General features: G+C 31.4%; 21 protein-coding genes, 1 tRNA gene and 1 other annotated feature (1 of these 23 running past the window's edge). Of the genes, 16 read left to right on the top strand and 6 right to left on the bottom strand.

The window, feature by feature from the left end:
• Positions 1–153: a binding site (T-box leader), on the bottom strand (it extends 89 nt beyond the left edge of the window).
• A 290-nt stretch (positions 154–443) separates the two neighbouring features.
• From BN4220_RS05560 to BN4220_RS05540, 5 genes are all read left to right on the top strand, one after another.
• The gene (locus BN4220_RS05560) at positions 444–5,423 is read left to right on the top strand and encodes a hypothetical protein (RefSeq protein WP_066714554.1); all 4,980 of its coding nucleotides are present in this window, start codon (positions 444–446) and stop codon (positions 5,421–5,423) included.
• A gap of 440 nt (positions 5,424–5,863) precedes the next feature.
• Positions 5,864–6,283 carry a pyridoxamine 5'-phosphate oxidase family protein gene (locus tag BN4220_RS05555; RefSeq protein WP_066714552.1) on the top strand — a complete coding sequence of 140 codons (420 nt, stop codon included), beginning with the start codon at positions 5,864–5,866 and terminating at the stop codon, positions 6,281–6,283.
• 54 nt (positions 6,284–6,337) lie between these two features.
• Positions 6,338–6,682, top strand: coding sequence for a hypothetical protein (locus BN4220_RS05550; protein ID WP_066714550.1), 345 nt, complete (start codon positions 6,338–6,340; stop codon positions 6,680–6,682).
• Positions 6,683–7,249: 567 nt separating this feature from the next.
• Complete coding sequence (locus BN4220_RS05545) at positions 7,250–9,196, top strand: glycoside hydrolase family 3 protein (RefSeq protein ID WP_242867760.1); 1,947 nt, start codon at positions 7,250–7,252, stop codon at positions 9,194–9,196.
• A 25-nt stretch (positions 9,197–9,221) separates the two neighbouring features.
• A complete protein-coding gene (locus BN4220_RS05540) occupies positions 9,222–9,695 on the top strand; it encodes a putative ABC transporter permease (protein WP_242867741.1) in 474 nt (157 codons plus the stop codon).
• Positions 9,696–9,983: 288 nt separating this feature from the next.
• Here BN4220_RS05540 and BN4220_RS05535 read toward each other — a convergent pair whose 3' ends face one another.
• Positions 9,984–10,889: an RsiV family protein gene (locus BN4220_RS05535; protein ID WP_066714546.1), complete on the bottom strand. Its 906-nt coding sequence runs from the start codon at positions 10,887–10,889 to the stop codon at positions 9,984–9,986.
• Positions 10,886–11,374: a sigma-70 family RNA polymerase sigma factor gene (locus BN4220_RS05530; protein ID WP_066714544.1), complete on the bottom strand. Its 489-nt coding sequence runs from the start codon at positions 11,372–11,374 to the stop codon at positions 10,886–10,888. Before BN4220_RS05530 ends, BN4220_RS05535 begins: the two co-directional genes overlap by 4 nt.
• 440 nt (positions 11,375–11,814) lie before the next feature.
• Between BN4220_RS05530 and BN4220_RS05525 the strand changes: the two genes are divergently transcribed.
• Both BN4220_RS05525 and BN4220_RS05520 read left to right on the top strand, forming a co-directional pair.
• Entirely contained in the window at positions 11,815–12,765 is a 951-nt protein-coding gene (locus BN4220_RS05525) for a magnesium transporter CorA family protein (RefSeq protein ID WP_066714542.1), read from the top strand.
• Between the two features lie 299 nt (positions 12,766–13,064).
• On the top strand, positions 13,065–14,042 hold the full coding sequence (locus BN4220_RS05520; protein ID WP_066714540.1) for a DUF6709 family protein: 978 nt from the start codon (positions 13,065–13,067) through the stop codon (positions 14,040–14,042).
• A gap of 108 nt (positions 14,043–14,150) precedes the next feature.
• Here the strand turns inward: BN4220_RS05520 and BN4220_RS05515 are convergent, their stop codons facing one another.
• Complete coding sequence (locus tag BN4220_RS05515; RefSeq protein WP_066714538.1) at positions 14,151–14,360, bottom strand: hypothetical protein; 210 nt, start codon at positions 14,358–14,360, stop codon at positions 14,151–14,153.
• A gap of 265 nt (positions 14,361–14,625) precedes the next feature.
• On the opposite strand from BN4220_RS05515, the gene BN4220_RS05510 reads away from it, so the two are divergent.
• From BN4220_RS05510 to murI, 3 genes are all read left to right on the top strand, one after another.
• Positions 14,626–14,871: an RDAC family protein gene (locus BN4220_RS05510; protein WP_066714537.1), complete on the top strand. Its 246-nt coding sequence runs from the start codon at positions 14,626–14,628 to the stop codon at positions 14,869–14,871.
• Positions 14,872–14,897: 26 nt separating this feature from the next.
• A complete protein-coding gene (locus BN4220_RS05505; protein WP_066714536.1) occupies positions 14,898–15,650 on the top strand; it encodes an exodeoxyribonuclease III in 753 nt (250 codons plus the stop codon).
• Between the two features lie 621 nt (positions 15,651–16,271).
• A complete protein-coding gene (gene murI, locus BN4220_RS05500) occupies positions 16,272–17,045 on the top strand; it encodes a glutamate racemase (protein WP_066715433.1) in 774 nt (257 codons plus the stop codon).
• A 108-nt stretch (positions 17,046–17,153) separates the two neighbouring features.
• Here the strand turns inward: murI and BN4220_RS20230 are convergent, their stop codons facing one another.
• Positions 17,154–17,309, bottom strand: coding sequence for a hypothetical protein (locus BN4220_RS20230; RefSeq protein ID WP_197467914.1), 156 nt, complete (start codon positions 17,307–17,309; stop codon positions 17,154–17,156).
• A gap of 261 nt (positions 17,310–17,570) precedes the next feature.
• Between BN4220_RS20230 and BN4220_RS05490 the strand changes: the two genes are divergently transcribed.
• Positions 17,571–17,642 (top strand) — tRNA-Gly (locus tag BN4220_RS05490).
• A gap of 107 nt (positions 17,643–17,749) precedes the next feature.
• Here BN4220_RS05490 and BN4220_RS05485 read toward each other — a convergent pair.
• A complete protein-coding gene (locus BN4220_RS05485) occupies positions 17,750–18,967 on the bottom strand; it encodes a tyrosine-type recombinase/integrase (RefSeq protein WP_066714533.1) in 1,218 nt (405 codons plus the stop codon).
• Positions 18,968–19,095: 128 nt separating this feature from the next.
• The gene (locus tag BN4220_RS05480; protein WP_066714531.1) at positions 19,096–20,013 is read right to left on the bottom strand and encodes a hypothetical protein; all 918 of its coding nucleotides are present in this window, start codon (positions 20,011–20,013) and stop codon (positions 19,096–19,098) included.
• A 671-nt stretch (positions 20,014–20,684) separates the two neighbouring features.
• Here BN4220_RS05480 and BN4220_RS05475 point away from each other — a divergent pair.
• The 5 genes from BN4220_RS05475 to BN4220_RS05455 all read left to right on the top strand — a co-directional run bounded on the left by BN4220_RS05475 (position 20,685) and on the right by BN4220_RS05455 (position 24,859).
• Positions 20,685–21,218, top strand: a complete 534-nt coding sequence (locus BN4220_RS05475; RefSeq protein ID WP_242867740.1) for a GNAT family N-acetyltransferase — start codon at positions 20,685–20,687, stop codon at positions 21,216–21,218.
• Between the two features lie 67 nt (positions 21,219–21,285).
• Positions 21,286–21,702 (top strand): VOC family protein, encoded by a 417-nt coding sequence (locus tag BN4220_RS05470; protein WP_066714529.1) that lies wholly within the window; start codon positions 21,286–21,288, stop codon positions 21,700–21,702.
• A gap of 783 nt (positions 21,703–22,485) precedes the next feature.
• Positions 22,486–22,956, top strand: a complete 471-nt coding sequence (locus BN4220_RS05465) for a hypothetical protein (protein ID WP_066714527.1) — start codon at positions 22,486–22,488, stop codon at positions 22,954–22,956.
• Between the two features lie 291 nt (positions 22,957–23,247).
• Positions 23,248–23,616, top strand: a complete 369-nt coding sequence (locus BN4220_RS20620; RefSeq protein ID WP_082812136.1) for a GrpB family protein — start codon at positions 23,248–23,250, stop codon at positions 23,614–23,616.
• 505 nt (positions 23,617–24,121) lie between these two features.
• Positions 24,122–24,859, top strand: a complete 738-nt coding sequence (locus tag BN4220_RS05455; protein ID WP_066714523.1) for a CPBP family intramembrane glutamic endopeptidase — start codon at positions 24,122–24,124, stop codon at positions 24,857–24,859.
• The last annotated feature ends 47 nt before the right edge of the window (positions 24,860–24,906 follow it).

Raw genomic sequence — 24,906 nt, 5'->3', positions numbered from 1 at the left:
CGCAGACATACGACCTCAATGTTTGCAAGTAGCAATTTTTATGAGGTTACTCCTCAGCTCTTTTCCAAATAAATATTAGTATCAAGCTCGCACCATCTCTTGATTCGCTGTTCTAAGGAATTTATTTGTACTTCTCTGATTCAACGTATTTACAATATTTGTTTTATCATTTATATCATAGTCCACAATTTATGTCAATCATTAATATAAGGGATAAAAAGGAAATTCTATAAGCGATAAAAACTTCAATTTACCTTTTGTCATTGCCTAAAATATGTAATTGCTATATATTACTGGAAATGAAAGAAATCTCAATAAGATTATGGATTTTGATGCATAAAACAAGTATAATATAATACCAGTAGAAGTAATAACTTCTAAATCAATATTGAATTACGATGAAGTTTATACAACAGAAAAAACAGAAGGGTTTTGGTGAATAAATGATAGTTTCAAAGCAAGAAATGCAGCGCTTATTAGATATTGAGCAAGAGTACAATGACTCACTAGTTAAAATAGAAGAAATGACAAAAAGTAATGAGGAAGGTAAGAATCTACTTGAAAAGAAACAGCAAGAAATTACCGCACTATCTCAACAAGTTACCTTCTTTAAAACTGAAATAGAAAAATACAATGAAATTACAGAAGAAGTGGAAGAATACGTTCGCGAAAGAGAAGATGAAATCACGAATCTTAAGAACGAAGTAAAAGAGTTTGAATCTAAGTTAGAAAACACCATTTCAGAAAAAGAGAAACTTACAGATTCTATTAATAAGAATAAGCAAGTTGTTAAGGATTTAGAGAAAAAAGTTAAAGATAATGAGAATGAAATTGCTTCTTATAAATTAACTTTAGAAGAAAAAGAACAAAATATTAAGCATATCACAGAACTTCTTGAAGAAACTGAAGTTATATTTTCAAATAAAGAGGAAGAAATCAATTTACTAAAAGAACAAATAGATACGTTAGAGAAAGATAATCAAGATAAGTTAACGGAATTACATAATAAAATCGATTCCATCGAATTATTAGAAGACGAGCTTAAAAAATTGAAGGAATCCTTAAACGAAAAGCAGAATGAACTTGATCAAGCCGTTTCTAATTTAGAAAATGTAAACGGTGAATTAAATAACAGCAAAAATGAATTTAAGAAATTACAAGAACTTCTTAAAGATAAAGAGCAGCAGATCAATCAAGTGAATAAAAAAATATCGGAAAGAGATAATTCTCTTGCCAATTTAAAGGAAGAACTTAAGAAAAAAGAAGAAAGTTATAATAAATTAGCTTCTGATTTTAGTCAAAAAGAAGTGGAAATCGAAACTCTTCAATTAAGCATAAAAGACAATGAAGAAGTCGTTGGAAATCTTCAAAAAGAATTGAAGGATAAAGAGGATTCATTGGAAATTCTTCAGTTGGAAGTGAAAGAGAAAGAAGATTCACTGGAAGCTCTTCAATTGGAAGTGAAAGAGAAAGAAGACTCATTGGAAATTCTTCAATTGGAAGTAAAAGAAAAAGAACATAATATTGAGAGTCTAAGCAAGAAAGTAGATGAAAAAGAGGCTACAATCGAAACTCTTCAAACAGAGAAGCAAGAAAATGATGAGTTTATTGAAAATCTTCAGACTGAGTTGAATGAAAAAGATAAATCAATTGGAGCACTTCAGTCAGAAGCGAAGGAAAAAGAAGAAACCAATGAAATTTTACAACAATATCTTGATGAAAAAGAAGAGAGTATTAAAGAGCTTGAAAACAAAATGGGAGCTCTTCAAAACTCCGTTGAAGAAAAAGAACATAGTATTGAGAGTTTAAGCAAGAAAGTAGATGAAAAAGAGGCTACAATAGAAACTCTTCAAACAGAGATGCAAGAAAATGAAGAAGTTATTGAAAATCTTCAGACTGAGTTGAATGAAAAAGATAAATCAATTGCGACTCTTCATTCGGAAGTTAAAGAAAAAGAAGAAACCAATGAAATCTTGCAGCAATATCTGGATGAAAAAGAAGAGAGTATTAAAGAACTAGAAAATAAGATGGAAACTCTTCAAAATACTATTGAAGAAAAAGAACATAATATTGAGAGTTTAAGCAAGAAAGTAGATGAAAAAGAGGCTACAATAGAAACTCTTCAAACAGAGAAGCAAGAAAATGAAGAAATTATAGAAACTCTTCAAACGGAATTGAATGAAAAAGATAAATCAATTGAAACACTTCATTCAGAGATGAGCGAAAAAGATAAATCAATTGAAACACTTCATTCAGAAGTAAAGGAAAAAGAAGAAACTAATGAAATCTTGCAACAATATCTTGATGAAAAAGAAGAGAATCTTGAGAGATTAACTAGCGACTTGCAAGAAAAAGAAAGCGTTGTTAAGAACCTTGAAAGCAGTGTTGAAGAAAAAGAGCAAGCAATAGAAGAGCTTAACAATAAGTTGAATGAAAAAGATAGTTTAATAGATACTCTTCAATCAGACGTAAAAGAAAAAGAAGAAACCAATGAAATTTTACAACAGTATCTTGATGAAAAAGAAGAGAGTATCGAGAAATTAACAAACGACTTGCAAGACAAGGAACGAGCAATAAAAGATCTTGAAAGTAGCGTAAACGAACAGGGCAATGAAATTTTAGATCTATACAAGGAAATAGAAGAAAAAGATAGTAAAATAACAGAGCTTACTAATAGTATTGAAGAAAAAGACAATAGCCTAGATGATTTTCAAAAGAAGGTAGAAGAGAATGAACAAATGATTGAAACTCTTCAATCGGATATCAAAGAAAAAGAAGAGGTAATCGAAAATCTTCAAGTAGAGTTAAACGATAAAGATGAGGTAATTGAAAATCTTCAAGTAGAGTCAAATGAAAAAGAAGAGGTAATCGAAAATCTTCAAGTAGAGTTAAACGATAAAGATGACAGAATTAAAAATCTTCATAACGAACTAAATGAAAAAGATAACTTAATTGAAACATTAGATTTTAAAATAAAAGAAAAAGAAAGTTTAATCGAAACACTTGATACTGAAATTAAAGAAAAAGAAGAAACCAATGAAATTTTACAACAGTATCTCGATGAGAAAGAAGAGAACCTTCAGAAATTAACAAGTAACTTACAAGAGAAGGAAAGTCTTGTTAAAAACCTTGAAAATAGTATTGAGGAAAAAGATCAAACAATAGAAGGCCTTAATAATGAGTTAAATGAAAAAGATAGCTTAATAGAAACTCTTCATTCTGAAGTAAAAGAAAAAGAAGAAACCAATGAGATTTTACAACAGTATCTCGATGAAAAAGAAGAAGATATTAATAAATTAACAATCAACTTGCAAGAAAAGGATAATGTAATTCAGGAACTTGAAGTTAAAGGTAATAAACAAGAAAATGAGATTATAGATCTTCAAAATGTAATCGAGGAAAAAGACAATAACTTTAAAGAACTTCGCAAAAAATTAGAAGAGAATGAAGAAATAATTGAAGTCCTTCAATCGGATATCAAAGAAAATGAAGAAGTAATTGAGAATATTCAAATTGAGTTAAATGAAAAAGATGGCATAATAAATAATCTTCATAATGAGCTAAATAAAAAAGATGACGTAATAAATAATCTTCATAATGAGCTAAATGAAAAAGATGACGTAATAAATAATCTTCATAATGAGCTAAATGAAAAAGATGATATAATTAATAATCTTAATGATAAGCTGAATGAAAAGGATAACTTAATTGGAAGTCTTGATTTGAAGGTAAAAGAGAACGAAGAAACTAATGAAATCTTGCAGCAGTATCTTGATGAAAAAGAAGAGAGTATTAAGGAATTAACCAATAGCTTACAAGAGAAGGAAAAAGCTATTAAAGACCTTGAAGTTAATGTAAATGAAAAAGAAAATAAAATATCAACACTTCACAATGAATTAGAAGAAAAAGAAGATGAAGTCGTAAATCTTCAATACAGTATCGAAGAGAGAGATAGTAAAATTGAAGAATATCATAAACAAGTGGATGACAAAGATAATTGTATAGAAAAGCTTCAATCAGAAATAAAGGAAAATGAAGAAGTTATTGAAAATCTTGAAACTGAGTTAAATGAGAAGGATAGCACAATAGAATCACTTCATTCAAACATCAGAGAGAAAGAAGAATTAAATGAAAACTTACAACAATATTTAGATGAGAAAGAAGAGGGGATAGATGACCTTACTAATCGTTTAAGAGATAAGGAAAGTATAATCGAAACCCTTCAAAGTAACGTAAATGAACGTGAGCATAAACTTGTGAATCTTCAAACTGCGATAAAAGAAAAAGAAAATGCGATTATAGATTTAAACAATGCTTTAGATGAGAAAGAAAGTGCCATTTTCAATCTTCAAAAAGCAATCGATGAGAAGACAGATGAAAATGAAGAGCTTCAAAAAGAAGTTGAAGAGAAGTCAGGTGCTAATCAAGAACTTCAAAAAGCAATCGAAGAGAAGTCAGAAGAAAATCAAGAACTTCAAAAAGAAATTGAAGAAAAGGCAGCTTCAATTATAAGACTTCAAAATGAAAATGAAGAAAAAGAAGATATTTTAGAGAGATTAAAAGAAGATTTCCATATGAAATCAAGTTCTTTAGAAAATGTAACTTTAAGTTTAGCAAAATCTGAAGAAACAATTAAAAATCTTGAACAGCTTGTTAATGAAGAGAGAATTAAGAAGGCTGAGGTTGATCAAAAGCTAGAAGATATGAATACCTTACTAGAGAGTCAAAAAGAAGAAAATGACGAGAAAGATAATCTATTAGCTAGCAGAAAATCACAAATCCATCATTTAGAACAAAAATTAAGTAAGTTGAATAAAGAACAAGCTAGTTACAGTAGTGAATTAAAAGAACAAGAACTTAGACTAGAAGAACTTACAAATAATAAAGATGAGCTTTTACAACAACTCGATTCATTAAATCAGCAGTTATTAAAGGTGGAAGAGGATAAACAAAACACAGAAACAAAATATTCTCAAATAGAAGCTGAAATGAGTGAAAAAATTGAACTGATTGGATCCTTACAAAACACAATTGCAAAACAGTTTCAAAAGGTTGACGAACAGGGAAAAACAATTGCACAATTACAAGATAAGCTTGTTGCGCTTTCATTCCAAACAAAAGATTCAATACAAAAGTATGATGAATTAGAAACAAATTATAATCGTTTGAATAAAACGTTAAAAGAGAAAGAAGAAAGAATAAAGTCAACACAAGACTCACTTAACATTAAAATGGATGAGATAAACCATTTAGAAAAAAGAATTGAAGAGTTAGAAAATCAATCGAAAAAACCAGCGAATGATCAAGCAAATGAAAAGAGTCATTTAGAGGCAGAATTAGAGAAAAAGAATAAGATGTTAGATGAATACGAAACTAGAATTCTGGAATTAATGATTGAAGTGGAACAATTAAAAAATAAGTAGACAATAGTATGATCTTTTATTTATAAGGGATTATAAAGGATTAGTTTATTATTGGTACAAATAATTAGTAATATATAGATAGGGCTGCCGTAAAATAGCGGTTTATATGTGAATAATCACAGGATGAACCAAATTTATTTTACGACAGCCATTTTTCTAGTTATTTATTTGATTTATGTTATAATTTGGATAAAGTAATATTTTTACATAAGAAACAAGACATACTGTTGTCGTATTTGAAATGATAATATATGGGTGTATTGTTAAGATTTTAGGGGATAGAGTAACTTTTCCTTTATAATACCTTGTTAAGAAGGAAGGCATTTTAAAAAGTAATTATAAGAAAGGAAGTATAGGAAAAGAAGGTACAGGAAAGCAATAAAAATATGAAAGGGTTTATGTCAAGTCAATAAAACTACATGACATGAGGTGATAGTTAAATGAATCAAGAAGTAATAACAAGAGCTGTTGAAATTATTCAAAAAAATACTGGAGAGGATTCATACTGTGTATTAGCCTTGCATGATTTGGATGGTTATCCAACTGCTTCCACAATAACTGCATCAAAGGCGGAGGGGCTTGATTGGATTACCTTTTGTACAGGCTTAGGGGGAACAAAAAGTAATCGGATTAACAGATGTAATCAGGCAAGTGTTTGCTTTAATTCTGATGACTACAACATTACATTAGTTGGAACCATAGAAATAGAAACTGACTTAGATGTGAAAAAGGAAATGTGGTACGAAGGTTTGAAAAACCATTTTAATGGACCGGAAGATCCAAACTATTGCGTATTACGCTTTAGAACAAAACGCTATAATTTATTTGTGGATTGGAAAACAGCACAAGGTTCGCTTTAAATAAAATATATACATATAGGTACCACTATTAAATAGTTCAAAGGAGGAACAATAATGAAAAATAATCGATTTGGATTAATATGCAGACTGGTGTTGGGGGTATCTGTATTAATGGCTATATGTTTTTTAATTATCCACATCACTAGACAAACAGAGAATACTAACGATAAAATTCAACCTTTTGATATATCTGTTGCTGAGGTGAAGGTAATTAGCAACCAACAAGAGGTATCTCTAGAGAACAATCTAAAGCAGATGAATCAACATGAAAAAAGGTTGTCTGAAAAACTCTTAGAAGAGCAAAAGAGTATTACTGTGAAGGTGTATTGGCGTGGTGGGAGGCAAGAAACTACAATTCCTTTGGTAATTGATGAAAATGATGCTAAGTTGTTGAAGTAATGCTATGTAAAGAACGTATAATTTTTAATAGTAGGCTGTGTTAATAAATGGGTATTCATCTATTAATACTGCCTACTATTTATGTATTCACTATTCATTTACGATATAACTTATTTTTAATATACAACAGCTTAGTAGTTGCTTGGTGATTCTACTTTTGTTTTTTATAGATGCTAGCTTTTTATAAGAAACGAATTCGTTTGCTGTAATAGAAACTTGTTCATATAAGTAAATAGCTATAATAAGCAATAGACCAGAAAGTAAAAATATGTTAATATAAATCATTAATATAAAGTAATAATTTGATATGCCAAATGAAAGCTATATAAAGGGGATGATAACATCTTTACAAATGATATTAAAATTCTAAACTCAGGAATCAGGTGCTAGGAATCAAATGCTAGAGATCAGGTAATAGAAATCGTGTAGTTAAAATAAGCACTAGAAATCATGCACTTGAAATAAGCACTTAAAATATATACTAGAATTCAAATATTTGATCATGTACAAGGAATAGTTGGTTAAGACAATTAATATCAGAGTAGGGGTGTTTTAGCAGTGAAACAAATGTATATAAATCCTAAAAAGATTCTAATCGTAGTAATGATAGCCTGTTTTATGATGGCTATATTCATAGGATGTAAAAAGCAAACTAATCCTCCAAAAAGTGTAGGCAATGAAAATAAACAAGAAAATGCACAAGCAAATATAGAAAAAAACACACAAGATAATGAGCAAGATAATACACAAGAAATAACACAACAAAATACACAACAAAGTACGAAGGAGAGTAAAAAATACAACGTTGATGATATTTTAGCTAATATGACGTTAGAGCAAAAAGTAGCTCAGATGCTGCAAGGAGCAATGTACCATGTAACAGAGAGTGAAATGAAAGCGTATGACTTTGGATCTATTTTAAGTAACTATGAAGGAATGGATAACTCCGTAAATGGATGGAAAAACATTGTGTTAGGTTTTCAAAAAGCGGCTTTGGGAGGAATTCATGAGATTCCATATCTATATGGAACGGATGCTGTTCATGGAAATCAAGCGGCAGCAGGGGCAGTTATATTTCCACATAATATTGGAATAGGTGCAGCAAACGATGAAGAATTAACCTATCAAATGGGTAAAATCGTAGCAGAAGAAATGAAATTAACAGGTATGTTATGGAATTTTGCTCCTTGCCTTGCAGCAGCGAAGGATCCGCGTTGGGGAAGAACCTATGAAAGCTATTCCTCAGATTATGAACTGGTTGCCAAATTAGGTTCCGCTTTTGTAAAAGGACAATTAGAAAATGGTGTCATACCATGTGCAAAGCATTTTATAGCCGATGGAAATGCAGAATATAATACTGGTGAAGGTAATTATCTAATTGATAGAGGAGATGCTACATTATCCGATGATGAAATAAAAGAGTTATTAAACGTGTATCAAAAAGTGATTGATGCTGGAGTACCAACCGTCATGGTAAACCACGGAAGTATTAATGGCGTGAAATTACATCAACATAAACAGTTAATTACGGACGAACTAAAGGGTAGAATGGGATTCGAAGGATTTGTAGTCAGTGACTGGGAATCCATACATAATATCGAAGGGAATTCTTTAAAAGAAAAAGTAATCACTGCAGTAAATGCAGGAATTGATATGTTAATGGAACCGCAATATTACTTAGACTGTTATCATTATATCATTGGAGCAGTAAACGAGGGGAGCATCACCACGGAGAGAATTGATGATGCAGTGAAAAGAATTCTTACAGTAAAACTTAATCTTGGAATTTTTGAGGACCCAATGCAAGAGAAGCTAACGATGAACATTAAAGAACTTGGTGAGGATAAAAGCCGTGATATTGCAAGACAGTTAGTGGAGAAGAGCCTTGTACTATTAAAAAATGATAATAATCTACTTCCTTTAAAGCAGGGACAAAAAATATTTGTTACCGGACCTGCAGCAAATGATAGTGGCGTTTTAAGCGGAGGTTGGACAGTTACTTGGCAAGGAAAACAAGATTCTAATAATAAACGATATGTAAAAGGAAGTACGACTATTTTAGACGGATTACAAGATATTGCAAAAGAGTATAATTTAGAAATCATTACGGATGCAACAAAAGCGGCAGATGCAGATGTTACTATACTTTGTGTTGGTGAGATACCATATGCAGAATGGGAAGGCGATACCAGTGATCTTAGTATCACTGGTTCTTGTGGGCTAGTTAGAAATGAGAAAGCAATAGAGCTAGCAAAGTCATTAAAAAAACCAACAATAACACTAATTGTAGCAGGAAGAAATGTTATTATTAGTGAATACCTAGAGCATTGGGACGCTGTGGTAATGTGTTATCTTCCTGGCACTGAGGGAGATGGAGTTACCAATGTTTTAGTGGGGAAAGTTCCGTTTGTTGGAAAGCTTCCCATGCCTTGGTACCAATCAATTAATGATATAGGAACAGATCAATATTTATACCCGATAGGCTATGGCATGGAAGCACTTACTTCAAAATAAAATGATTAGTGAGGATACAATATCAATGAAATTTTATTTAAAGATGTTAAAGTACATACGAACTTTTTTAGGGGAGAATTCAAATAAGATAGTGCTTAAATATTTTATATTATTTGCCATAGGTGGCATAACTTATTTTCTAATGGAAGTAATCTCCCGGGGATTTAGTCATTGGAGCATGGCTTTTGTAGGGGGAATTGCTTTTATTGCATGTGGCTTAATTAATGAAATATTAAAGTGGGAAACACCGTTATGGAAACAATCAATCATTGGTGGGTTGCTTATTACATTGATGGAACTTATTTCAGGAATTATAATAAACATCATTTTTAAGTGGGATATATGGGATTATTCAGATTTTAAATTTAATTTTCTTGGTCAGATAAGTTTAAGATATTCGCTAATATGGTGCTTATTAGCAGTAATCGCCATTGTTGTGGATGATTATTTACGTTATTGGTTGTTCGGAGAAGAAAAACCTCGATATAAATTTTTATAAAATTTTCACATAGGGCTTTTATCTTTTCTTATTACTATCCGGCAGGACAGATAGGAAGGAAGATATAAAAAGAATGAAAGTTTTAAAGAGAAAGGAAGTTAAGAGAGAAATGTAGATAACTTAAAAATACTGGTAAGCAAATGATGGGATAGTTCATTTGCTTACCAGTATTTCATTCTTCGCAAACATAGATAGTAGGTTTTATTTGGTATACTATAAATTAATTTATTTTGTTCTTCTTATTTTTCTTCTTCTATTTTCATTTTTTATTATATTGCCTTGATCGAATTATTTTACAAATCCGTCGTTAACAATATTCTCAATTACATCTGTAGGTACAACCATCTCGATCTTGCCCATATAACCAGGTGCAACTTCGTATTTATCAAATACGATAACAAGTTTTCCATCTTCATTGATATAGAAATTTTGATCCTCTTTGATTGATTTAAAATTATCAGCTTCAATATCAGTATCAACAAAGTAAGACACATTTTCATCGGTTTTCATTTGTTCACGCATCTGTGCTTTTAAATTTTCGCTGATTGCTGTTACATAATCCGAATTTTCTTGGAATAAATCCTTTAATTCAATTTCTTTTCCAGTGGATTTATCAATGTGATAAATTTTAGAAAATGAATCGGAACTGCCAACCGCAATGTCTGTATCAATTCTTAGTGAAAATAACTTGTCGTTATCAGTTATCACTTTATAGCTAGTATTAAGATCTTCTTTGCCATATTCTCCATATGTAGCAACATCTTTCTCAAACATAGCTATGATTTCATTTGTATATTCTTCAACACTTTTGTTTAAATTGTTGGTTGCTTCATTTAGGTTAGTATCTCCATCGATTGTAACTTTTGGAACATCAACTTTTGCTTCCATGTCACCTTCATTTTTCTCATAAGTTCTAAATGTAACTACTTTGGCAATATTACCGATTACTGGTATTTGATTCATCGCATTAGCAATCGTATAATCTGCATTTGCTAATACCGTAATGGCTAGCATTGCAGCTACTGCAGTTCCAGCCGTTCCTTTCATAATTTTAAACACTTTGTTTTTTGACTTATTCATGGCTGTTTCCTCCTTTGCTTGTTTAATTGTTTCTTCAACTCTTCGTCTTAGGTCCTCAGGGATCGCAATATTTTTGTAATCTGTATGAATATCATCTAGTTTATTATTTTTCATGAAAATCCTTCTCCTTCCATTAATTCAACTTTTAATTTTCGTAGACTGCGATACAACATTGACTTGATTGTGTTTAAATTCACATCTAAAATATCTGCGATTTCGTTTAATTTTTTATCTTCAAAAAAACGAAGTATAATAACAGATTTTTCTTTTGGATCAAGTACATTTAAAGCATCAATGGTATCGAAATCCTTATGATAATCCTCGGTTATCGCGTCATAGCATTCTTCAAAAGGAACTACCTTTTTTTGCTTCCGTATATAATCCAAGGAAGAATTAATGACAATTCGCCAAATCCAAGTTTTTATATAGGCTTCATTCTTTACTTTGCTCGCATTTTTAATCGCCTTATAAACACTGTCTTGTACGATATCCATAGCATCATTTTCGTTATGAACATAAGTAAATGCTAAATGATATAATGATTCGTAAGAATTTAATATTTCTTCTTCTACCAGATCACTTATGTTTCCCCTATTCATTAAATGCTCTTCCTCCTTTCCTGTTCTAATAATTAGACGTGTATGATATTAAAAAAGTTGCTTAAAATAAAAAAAAATTAAAAAATTTATAAGTTTTATTTAATTAGTAAAATACCTGTTTTTAAATGAAATATAAAAAGGTTGTCAAAATTAGAGAATAAGATATAATTTATGTTAACATACAGTTCGTTCCGTTAAAAAAGTAACTGAAAGAGCCTAAGATTAAATTATTAAAAAGCAGTGATAAACTATAATATAACATGCTTATCTTAGGTAACTAAATAAAAAATATACATAATCGCGCTGTATTTAGAAATTTCATTTTATTTAAGTAGGTAACGGGATAATAGAAAGTGGGGGAATTTGATGAGAAGAAAAGATAGGGAATGGATCGTAGCTGGTGTTTCAAAAGAAGAATAAATTAAATATTGGAGGGTGTTATGTTTTATTCCATTCGTGATTCAAAATTAGTAGAAGTATCACTAGATAACATTCAACTAAATGACATACAATCAGACAACATAAACATTGGATATCTAACAATGGATGAATTAAAAAAATGCTATAAACAACTTGGCATTTCCGAATATTTAATTACGGAGGGCTTTGCAGATCAGACACATTTCCGTAATAGTATTGATGTATATGATGATTTTACTTTTGGTTATATTAATATTGTAAACATTTTAGATTTGCGTGAAGAAAGTGACCGTATTGCATTTTATATTACGAAGAATTTATTTGTTTTAATTGAAATCGTTGATCGAGATGGAAGTACAAAAGAGATGTTTGAAAAGGCAATCCGTCGATTCACTCAGAAATTAACAATTGAAAAAATTATTTATGGCATCCTAGAAGGCTTGGTGGGAGGCGGTAGTAAAGCATTAGAGCAAACAGAAGCGAATATTTTAAAAATGGAGCATGATTTAGTCGAGGGAAATGTTGATGAAGATTTAAATAAAAGCATTTTCTATCTTAAGAACCGATTATTGATTCAAAAAAATTACTATGAGCAATTAATTGATATTGGAGAAGAATTGCAAGAGAATGAAAATGATATTTTCCAAGAAGAGAATCTTAGATTCTTTAAAATATTTACAGATAAAGTAACACGTTTAAGTAGTAATACCCAGGCTTTATGTGATGGTTTAATTCATCTAAGAGAAGCTTACGATGCTACATTAGAATATAACTTGAATCGTATAATGAAAGTATTTACTGTAGTTACAACGATCTTTTTACCATTGACTCTTATAGTAGGATGGTATGGAATGAATTTTACAACAATGCCCGAGCTAACTTGGAAATATGGGTACATATCAGTAATTTTGTTAAGTATTTTTGTTGTAGTAGCTTGTATTATATTTTTTAAAAAGAAAAAACTATTTTAAAATTGGAGTACACCTTCTAAACCTGGACTGAATCTAGGTATGAAGGTGTTTTTTAATGGTAGGAAATAAAAGCAAGAAAAACATATTCCTGGTGCTGGAAATTGAGACAGGATTTTGCATCATTGACGCAATAAATCTTGTAGAAAATGTAATATATTGTATAATTGGATAAATAGAAAATATTTCAATTACTAAATTCAGGGTTCCAAGGAATTGGGGCAAAAGAGGTGATTGCTTTCTCGTAGTTAATATAAATCGTCTTAGTCAAATTTAAAAAACTATAATTGGGGGATAAAAATATGTTTAAAAAAATGAGACTTATATCTGCAAAACGAGTATTAAAATCCATGAAGGCTGTAATTATTATTGCAATTATACTTTGCTTTGTATTTGCTAAAGAGACAATATCATTATTCCAAAGACCTAAGGATATACTTACAATATCAGAAAATAATATGGATAATAAGTTGGTTAGTGTTGAGATAGATGCTATTTATACATCGTTTATGAGTGATAAATCAGCTGGTATACCTGCAAATGATTTTTTAGCATCGTATAATGGACATAAAACCTATTTTGCTGTACAGGCGGACTATAGATTACATAATTTCATGTCTTCATTACAGCAACAAACATTGGAAATGTTAAAAGGAAATGAGACTAAGGGAACGTCAACACTTAAATTTTCAGGTATTCTTAGAAAAATGAATACTCAAGAAAAAGAAGCGTTTGATAAATATTTAGTAGAACAAGGGATAGAATTAGATGCTTCTACCGAAATATTACCTTATATCTTGCAAACAACATATAAAGCATATAACGATCCATTCATTTTATTACTCTGGGGTGGAAGCGGCATTGTTTTATTCCTGATAATTATAATACGTGTTATTAAAGCATTAACAGGCGGCTATCAAAGGAACTTCAAAAGACAATTAGCGAATTTAAATAAAGAGCAGGTATCTTACATAAAAAAAGAATATGAAGAAGGTAAAGCGTTTCAAGGTGACATTAGAATAGGGAATACCTATACATTTTGTCATAAAGGTGCGAAAACCGTTGTGTTTCCGGTAGAGGATATTCAAGGGATTTATGCACAAAAGGCGAAGATTCAAAGGAAAAAGGATGAATTTAAGAACGATCTTTTTATTCAGGTTAAAAATGGACAAAAATATAAGATTACAGGTATGGATACAGGGAACATTATAAATTATTATAAAGAGAAGCATCCTGAAATGATATCACGTATTGCTTATGTATTGGATTATGAAAGCTAAAAACTTCTTTCATTAAAGATAAAAGAGCCATAACAAGCTGAGCTCCCATAAATTAAATTTCTAGGTTTAACTTATGTGGAAAATCATTTTGGATGGCCCTTTTATCATTTATTCATTCTTATTGGTTATTTTATCGTAATCACAATCTTCATAGGTATACTTCGTTGTTGCATTGGTCATTTGCTTAATCATACCGATTGGTTTTGCAGCATTTTCTTCTGGGGGTGTATCTGGAGCACTATTTAAATTAGGATGATTTTTAGCTAAAATATCGGTTAATGGTTTTATATTTGAAATATCAAATTCATTATCTTTCATTTTATATATCCTTTCATAGTTAGTTTAATAGTAGTATTTCTCAGATTCAATATAATATGAACTTTATTTTCAAAATATTGCTTCCAAGCTTTCCATTGCGTAGCGACAAGTCTAATGTTATAGTAAAGATAGAATAATAAACAACATCAAATGAATGATCTGAAAGAAAAATAATACGTGATATAAATTTTAATGAGGATATTACATGAAAATTAATTAAAAAGTAGGTTTGATTTTTTAGAAATATCCTAGAAAAGAGGTAACTATGAAGATTATAGCATTTCAAGAAATCATAGAATTAAATCATATATTAGAAGAAAAAGGATTATCTTTTCGAATACATTTAAGAGATAGCTGTGGAGGACAATCCATAAATATAGAACCATTAAGTAATTGTGGTACCGAAGGTAAATACGATGAAATGCACGAGGTTATAAAAGAATATTTTTCGAAAAAAAGGATAAATGTTCAATTTGATGAGAGTGGATTATTTTTGAAACTAAACGATTAATTTGAATAAAAGGAGAGTGAGGAAACATGAAGTTAATTTCATGGAATGTGAATGGATTAAGAGCCTGCATGACAAAAGGCTTTATGGACTTTTTTAATGAAATGGATGCAGATATTTTTTGTGTTCAGGAAAGTAAAATGCAAGAGGGACAAGCTGAAGTTTTAACTCCAAACTATCATCAGTATTGGAACTCAGCAGATAAGAAAGGATATTCTGGAACTATTATATTTTCAAAGAAGGAACCAATTGCAGTAATTAACGGAATTGATGGAAAATATAACGATGAAGGTAGAGTCATTACTTTAGAGTTTGAAAATTGCTATGTTGTAACAAGCTATTCTCCAAACTCACAGCATGAACTAGCAAGACTTCCTTATCGTATGGAATTTGAAGATTGTTTTAGAGAATATTTAGTGGAATTGTCAAAGAAGAAACCTGTAATTATGTGTGGAGACTTAAATGTAGCCCACGAAGAAATTGATCTTAAAAATCCAAAACAAAACATTGGAAATGCAGGTTTTTCCTATGAAGAACGTGATAAGTTCACAAACCTTTTAGAAGCTGGTTTCACAGACAGTTTTCGTTACTTATATCCAGATAAGGAAGAACAATATACTTGGTGGTCTTACCGTGCAGCAGCTCGACCAAGGAATATTGGGTGGCGTATTGACTATTTTGTAGTATCCAATGATATACGTGAAAAGATTAAAGATAGTATTATTTATCCAGAAGTTTTAGGAAGTGATCATTGTCCGATCGCTCTAGAAATTGATTTATAAAAAATAGAGGCAGTCGCAATATAGATTTTTCTATGAGTGTTTTATGTTTTTGATGATGGAAAACATAGAGTGCTCATAGAAAATTATTAATTGCGTCTGCCTTTTTCATTATTTGTATGTACCACAATCTTTACAACTTAATGAAGAATTGGAATTATGTGTACCGCATTTTTTGCAGGCCCAATAATTATTACTATCAACATTTTGACGATTATTATTGGTGCTCTGTACGGTAACTTGTTTTGGTTTTAAAAATAGTTTTGATAAAATGCCCATGGTAACCTCCATATGTTTTTATATATTTATTGTTTAATATTGTATTGATGAAAAAATTTAGATTAAACTTATGAAATAAACTCGAATATATTAATACATGTGATTTCATTACTTCATTATATTATTACGAACGAATAATCATGCAAGTTAGATTAAAAATTACGTATTAGGAATGGGTTGTATTTTTTTATTAAATTGTGTATTCTAGAAGTAATGAGTTAAAAATTGATTGAGAAGATTGAAAGAAAATATAAATTTAGAAAGGGCTGCCATAAATAATTCTTTCAACCTTTTATTTATGGCAGAATTACATCGAAATCGAGGTAATATGCAATGGGTAAAAAGATGGATCACAGTGAAAAGTCAATAGGATTTATAGATTCAGGCTTGGGAGGAATAAGCATTTTAAAAGAAACTATCAAGCTTTTACCAAATGAAAATTATGAATATTATGGAGATTCTAAGAATGCTCCTTATGGAATGAAGACAGTAGAAGAAGTGAAAGCTTTGACGATGCATAATGTAGAATTTTTATTAAATCAAGGTGTAAAGGCAATTGTAGTAGCTTGCAATACTGCAACAAGTGCAGCAATCACTGCCGTGCGGGAAAAATACAGTGACATACCAATCATAGGAGTGGAGCCAGCATTAAAACCAGCAGTTACATCCTATCCAGGCGGAAAAATTATTATTATGGCAACGACTATGACCTTACAAGAAGAAAAATTTCATAATTTAATGATGTCACATAAAGATGAAGCAGAAATCATCCCTCTTCCTTGTCCTGGATTAATGGAATTTGTGGAAAGAGGAGAGTTAGATAGTGAAGAGTTGCATCAATATTTAAATGAAAAATTAGGACCATATAAAGATATGGGAATTGATGCGATTGTACTTGGTTGTACACATTATCCATTTGTAAAAGAGGCTATTACTAAAGTAATAGGTCCTAAAACAGAGATTATAGATGGAAGCCTAGGAACTGCAAAAGAGTTACAAAGAAGATTACAAGAAAAAGATTTATTGAATAAACAAGAAGATATCGGAGATGTAACTATTCATAATTCAAGCGGTAATATTGAACTTGTGGAGCGTTCCTTTATGTTATTAGATAACTAATTTTAAGAAGAAAGTCTATAAGATTAAATCATATATATAAAATTTAAAATGCTTTGCTCTTTTAATCCAATGCTCCTAAAAAGGATTTGGATTAAAAGAGCAAAGCGATTAATTTTCATTTTCTGCTTCAGAGACAATTTCTTCAAGAACTCGAATTAGATCATGAATTGTATTTAGCTGTACATTCTTTTCTAAGATAATATTTTTCAAGGCTGGTGATAGAGATTCAAAACGATCTCTAATTTCAGGAGCAACATAAGACATAATAATACCTCCATGATATGTTTTGTTTTGATATAAAGAGTAGAAATGCTTACGGGGGTTATTATTTGTAATAATTAGAATAGTATGTATGTTTTGAGAAAGAAATATAGTATGCATATATTGATTCCAGTCATAGGTTTTTCAAAGTTAGAAGATGAAATAAAAAAATGAAAAATAAATTTAAAAAAGTATTGACAAAACAAGTTTCATAATGTATATTATATCTTGCGTTAAGCGAAACGAATTGAAACAACTTAATATGCACGAGTGGCTCAGTGGTGGAGTATCGCCTTGCCAAGGCGAGGGTCGCGGGTTCGAATCCCGTCTCGTGCTTAATGAAAAATGGCAGGAAAGCTAGTAAATTCAGGCTTTCCTGTTTTTTTGTGTCTAGAAATCATGTGTGCAGGATGTGTGCAACATCCTTTTACGTACTCGAATCGCTATAATGCTTTGTCCATATAGGCACGATTCTTTTCGATTTCGTTGTAATTGTAGATATAACCTTTCGTTGTATCAGTATCTTCATGACCCATATACACACTGATTTCCTCTAAAGGCATGCCCTCTGCATACAACCTGCTAGCAAAGGTTCTTCGGATACAATGACTGCTCTTAAACGTTATTCCAGCATCTCTACAATACTTCTCCAACCAATAGTTAAAGCTTCTGCTCGTCATTCTTTCACCATTTGACTGCGTGAAAAGATATTCACTGTCAGGTGAGAGCTTTTTTACTTCTTCCAGAATCTTTTTTGCCTTTTTTGTTAAAGGAACAGTCCGATAGCCAGAGGAAATATCATGTTTCACATATTCCACAACTTTATAGCCTTTGCGGATATATACTCCGTCTACTCTTTCCTCATCGACAATTTCCATCTTGTGAATATAGACTTCACCATCAAGCATATCTTCCTTTTGCAGAACAACCAGTTCACCTATCCTTGTTCCGATTTGGAAATCCATTAAAATCGTATAGGCTTCAATGGTTCCTTGCTGATAGAGAAAGTCTTCAAGGATTTCCATTTCTTTTTCCAGATAGAGCCTAGAACCATCCTTTTTCTTTTGAATGGAGCGGAACTTTACGTCCGTATGCGAATTGAGAAGTGGATTTACCGATAGAATCTCCTTATCCATTGCTATCTGAAAGACTGCATTTAAGATAGTTTTCATGTTGTTGAATTCCTTACGGGAAAACTTAAATGTGGTAATGGAATCATTCAGAAAATCATTCAGCATTCTGGTGGTTATTTTCCTTAAGGGAATTGTGACAAGCTTGCTTCCGGCGTAATACTTACGCCAGTGCTGTTCATCCCGTTTGACAGTCTTAATATCGATAGTACCTTCTACAGACTGCTTTCCTCGCTTTTCTATCCACATCTCATATAAATCGCTGATAGTATAATCACTTTTGCGGTCATTGTAATAATCGTAAAGCTTACTAATCAGTTCTACATATGATGGTGCGGCTATCTGCTGTCTTTCTTCGTCTTCTTTCCTTACGGTGGTTATGAAGCGTCCATCCTTTCTGGAGCTTATGGAATATGGATGACGCTTTTTTACAAAGTTTTCTTTGGTCATATTTATTTTTATTGCGACTTCTGTTGCATCCAAGATACCACATTCATAAGCTTCCTGCAAGATAGATAATGCATCAAGCATAATCATGTGACCTCCTGTTAATTGTTTTTTAACACTTTGTTTCGTGTTTCATAGAACAATATGATAGGAGAGTTTAAAAACGAAGCTTTTTTACAACAATATGCCCGCAGATCCTGCGGGCATAAGAGTTAGCGGATGTAATGTTCTGCAATGATATTAATTCGGTTATGGCCAAGGCACCTGCTAGCGATTAGCATAGCACGCTTATCATAGCAAATGCCTTTTAGGTCACTTCTGCAATGATAGCGTTCGTTCCGCGGTATCTTTTCTAGCGGTCTTGCTAATGTAGTATAGATTTCGGTACAATAATCGCTACGATAAGAATGAACATCCATATCAGGAACATATGTCCATACTTTACCGTTTCCGGCTTCCTTCATTCGATTTACAATTGCATCAACATTTGAAATGATAGGGGATTCACGGTATCTGCCACCTTTTGCTCCACTGGTAACAGCTATGTAATAAATTCCGTTCTTAAAGACTAATTGTGTTCCCCTTAAACATTTCAATTCTTTTTTACGTAATCCGGTGGCTTTACAGAATTCTATGAATTCCCTGTTCTTAGTTTCAGAGAAATTCTTATCACGTTTTGCAGCTTTCCGACTTCTTGTAATACCAGACCTATGTCGTACTGCTGTTTTAATAAAATCCTCTGTCGTACAGTCAAAAACCTTCGCTAGTGCACATGCTTCCAGCTTCTGAGAATGAGGAGCCAGCACAGCCCTTTCCTTAAGCCATTCATCTACATACTGCCTGCACTCGGAAAGCATCCTGCATCCATAACGTTCCTTGCACCATTTAACAAAGTAACAGGCATGTTTCTGATAATCCTGAAAGGTACTCCAAGTATAAATCTTATGTATGGTAATACGTTCTTGATAACTTAACATTGCCTTAGAATCCTTTTTCCGCTTTTCTTTCAATAGTGTACGTTCTGCCCTCTGGTCATCATATTTCGAATGACCAATTGCCATTTTTGATTTTAATTTCATCTCCACCTGATGAACCAATGATTGGTGTTTCTTTTCTCTGTTACGAGCCATTTTTACCACGTCCTTTGATTGTATTTATAAGTTAAAGCTGAGCACGCCCAATTTATTTAAATCACAGGGCATAGTGATTATTACTCCTAAGGATACAGTCGAAGGGTATCCAGCCTGACCATTATTAACGGAGTGATTTTTAATGGTCTACAATCTCAAAAACAGTGGTTTGTTCAATAAAATTCAACTACAGATACGTCTTGAGTCAAGAGAACTTCGTTCTCTCTTCTTTTTTTTCTTACAGGCAGCTGACTTACCAGCTATAAGGTTTTACCAGTAAACTGATAGCACCTTACGAAAACAAAAATAAAATTTGTTTTCAGTCTGTTGTTTCATTTGTTTGTTAATTTTTAAATTTTAGTTTGTTTTGTTTACTCCTTTCATGATAAATACAAACCTAATATGCCATTATCTGAATAGCGATATCTGAAAAAACAAAAAAGATAACCGTTTACTCGAAGATATAACGAGTAACCGTTATCATGTCATGTGAAGAAGTGTACACTTCGGGAAAGTGTAGTATTACACTTTCAGAGTGTGATTGACTTCCTTTATTTTGAAATGTATAATATTGGTAAGTTGCATATTGATTTAATTCTCTGTATCTTCCAATTTTAAATTAAAGATTTTGCAATACTGCAGTAATAAATTTGAATTTGTGGAGGTGATTGATGTTGAGAACACCAAGGATAGAAACAGAGAGACTCCTTTTAAGGGAGGTTCTAATTGATGATGTAAAATTGATTTTTGATTGTTGGATGCAAGATGAAGATGTTTCAAGATATATGTGCTGGAAAGCAAGTTCGGATATTGAGAAAGCAAAGAAATTTGTAAATTATGAACTTAATCAAATTGACAACAATCAATGGAAACGCTGGATTATTGTATTAAAAGAAACGCTGGAGATTATCGGAACATGTCTTGTCTTTTTTAATGATGATGAAAACAATTGGGACATTTCATATAATCTTGGGAAGAAATATTGGGGGAAAGGTTATATTTCAGAAGCAATGAAAAAAGTTATGAATTATGCGATAAATGAATTGGGGATGACGGAATGTATTGCAGTACATGCCAAAGAAAATCCTGCCTCTGGAAAGGTTATTACAATGTTAGGATTTTCATTTGAAAAGGAAGTACCTTATGAATGTAATGGTGGAGAAATTCATACCGTTGGAAAGTTCTATCGATTTAAGGTAAAGTAGACAAATTCCAATTTACAGAGATGCAGACAAATTAGAAGTTGTGTTTTAAGTTAGGAGAAGATGAATTATGAGTCTTGGAATAGGTATTTACGCAAAAAATAGTAAAGAAGCTGTTGATTTATATTGTAATACATTTGGACTTGAACTAGGGTATCATGTGCTAAATGAAGATGGAAATTACTTTCATTCGGAATTGCTGAAGGATGGTGCCCCTTTTCTCGCTGTTGCGGAAGCAAATGATACTAATCTCCCCAATGGGATGAGCTTGTCGTACGATAATCCTGTTGAGATGGGTTATACCGTTATGTCAGAAGATGAGTTTTATCGCATTTATTCAATTTTGAAAGAGGAAGGTAAAATGATAACAAATATTTGTTCATTTCCTTGGAGTCCATTAGCAACTGTTGTAATGGATAAATTTGGGGTGCGATGGTATATTACGTTGCCACAGCATCGTCCAGCGGATGAAGAGAGTTTGGTATAAGAATTGATGGCGGCAAATTCCAATTTGTAGTGGTGAGTTGCCTTGTATTAGTTTACAATTGCGAATAGGATTATGGGTTGAACAAAATAAATTATTTAATCAACTCTATGTAGAACTACATGATTTGATTTATTAGCTTGGATAATATGGGGAGTATTATTTCTTTTACCAATATTCCTTATAATATCTGAATTAAGAAAAAGTACTTAATTTACAATCTTACACTAATGCGAATTAAGCTAAATAAAACTCAAGAAAAAAGCACACATCTGATGTGTGCAAGTATGTGTGCAGATAAATAACAGAAGCCGCAAACCTCCTATTTATCAGTATTTGTGTGTGCGGGGATTTGTTCGAATCCCGTCTCGTGCTTCATTGAGAAGGTAGGAAAGCTAGTAAAATCAAGCTTTCCTTTTTTTTTATTTCTAAAAATAATCTGTGCAGCACTGTCTGACGCCAAAAAGGTTATCCTCATGACCAAGATATTCACTAATTTCCGTCAAAGACATTTCTTTTGGGAATAACCGATTGGCAAAGTTTCTTCAGATGCAATGGCTGCTCTTGTAGGTGATTCTGATATCTCTAAAATGCTTCGATAGCCAGTAATTAAAGCTTCTGTTCATCATTCTTTCACCGTTCACCTGCATAAACAGTAATTTGGTGTCTACTTTAGATATGTCGATTGACTTCTTATATTTGAAAATGTATAATTATGTAAATATGCTTTGGCTAAATTTAAATTAGTTTGCAACAGAGAATTAGTCATAAGGAGAAATGAGAACTATGTTTAAAAATGGATTTATAGCTCTGCTTATACATGGTATTATTAGTTTTATTTCATTTTTTATATTTACTTTTATTATTAATAATATGAGCGCACTTGATGATAGTCAATTGGCTTACGGCATAGCAAGTAAAATAACAGCAGTTATTATTTTGCTAGGAGCTGCGTTTGCATATTTCATGTCAGGGAAAATATGTTTAAAATGGGATTTGACGCGAAAGAGACTTAGCGTTTGTATAGTCTCTATTATTGGAATTTTTCTATGGATACTTACTTATTTTTTATCTAATGGTACTCTAGACGTCAGTCAAAATGTAAATTGGGCACCTTATTGTCTTTATAATGCATATTCATTTCCTTTTATGGCTGTTTTTAACATAGATAGTTCATATTATTTATTGCTTTTTACTATAGTTCCAAGTGTACTAATTTGGTTAGGGATGAAACTAAATAACAATCTAAGTGAATAATGATAATTAAAAGGTATAAAAAATGCACGCATCCCATGTGTGCAAGAATGTGTGCAGATAAATAACAGAAGCTGCAAACCTCCTATTTATCAATATTTGTGTTCGGGGAGCTGTTCGAATCCCGTCTCGTGCTTACTAAATTACCTCAAAAACATCAGTAAATATGGTGCTTTTGAGTTTTTTTGTTTTGTTACTGGTGAGTACCCATGAATACGCGCATGCCATTGAGATTATTTAGTGCCTTTCTAAAGTGAATAAATGATTTTAATAAATTTTAATTAAAAAGAAAGTATACACTTTAAGATAGGGGTCCCCAAATATAAAGTTCTTTTAGTAGAACATGACGAACAATGGGCGGAGGGGTTTGAGAAAACAAAACTGACTCTTGCAAATATTCACGGTGAAAATGTTGTCGATATTCAACATGTAGGCAGTACTGCGATAAAAGGTATAATGGCTAAACCTATGTTAGACATCGCAATAGTTTTTAAAGCTCTATCAGACTCTGTTTTCATAATAATGAAGGATAACGGATATGAGTATTTTGGAGAAGTAGTGACTGGAAAGCATCTTTTTATTTTAAGAGGTGAGGGAGAAGTTTCTTTACAACATATACATTGTTATGAAGAAAAAAAACTGGAGCATTTTTTGACCAAATAAAGTTTAGAGATTTTATAAGTTCGTATCCGGAATATGCAAAAGAATATGAATTATTAAAACAAGAGCTTTTCAAGATATATTTCAACGACAGAAAAAAATATACAGAAGGTAAGCAGGCTTTTTTTTATAAAATAAAACAGCGTGCAGATGAAAACGCCGATAAATAGTAGAGCATAAATATGACACTATGCTATATTTATTTATACAAGATTTAATACTGGCAAAAACAATACAATTATTCATGGAGACTTTCACCCCGAAACTACACTTCTTTCATAAGAGAAAAATGTTTATTTTATTTATTTCACAGACGAATGCAGAATTTCAATTATCTCTGAATGGACGGAAGTATACACCATTTGATGAAGTGTAAGAGATACATGCCAAAACTATATGTACACTAATTGACTGGAAATTATTTGTTTATATAGATAAATATGGTGCTATTATTTTAGAAACAATAAAAATAATTTGACATTCGGATTATATATATCAGGAGATTAATATGACAGGTGATAAAATGAAAAATACTAAATTAATGGCGGTATTCAGTGCCTTTATATTTTCAATTGTTCTGATGATTTTTCCGGTTGTATCTGGTGTGATTGTAACCATAAATGATATGGACACCTTAAATAGTTATTGGGTACAAGGTATTTTTATGATGATGTCACTTACAGTACCTGCACTCTTTATGTTGATTACAAAAATGAGATTAGGTCAAATCGGTTTTAATGGAATAGAAAAAGGTAGTATAAAAACTGTGTTATATTTTGTACCATTAATTGTATCGAAAGTAGGGTTCCTTTTTTTAGGTGTAAATAAAGATGTTCATGTTATTTTTGCTTTAATCTTTTTTACAATCGCAATTGGATTGTCAGAAGAGATGTATTTCAGGGGAATTATCCTGCAAAAACTGATTACTTGTTTTTCGATAAAACAAACCGTAATTTTATCTGCCGTATTCTTTGCGGTTGTACATGCTTCTCAGGCATTTTCAGGCGTAGGAATTGTCATGACTGCGCTTACCATAGTAAATGCTCTAATATTTGGTATTATTGCATCCGAAATAGTTTTATTAACGAAAAGTATTGTATTTGTGATAATTTGGCATGCTATGTATGACTTTGTGAATTGGATTTCATTGGTTAAAGGAACAACAGAGGTAATTGTAATTCTAATACAATCTGTCATAATGGTTATATATGCCATTTATCTATGGAGTAAATTGTCTGATAAGTAAAAAAGCACATTATCATCAAGACACTAATCTGATGAGTTGCAATTATC

Source organism: Clostridium sp. Marseille-P299, assembly GCF_900078195.1.
In the GTDB taxonomy this organism is placed as follows: Bacteria; Bacillota; Clostridia; order Lachnospirales; family Lachnospiraceae; genus Lachnoclostridium.
This window is presented reverse-complemented; position numbering and strand designations above follow the sequence as displayed.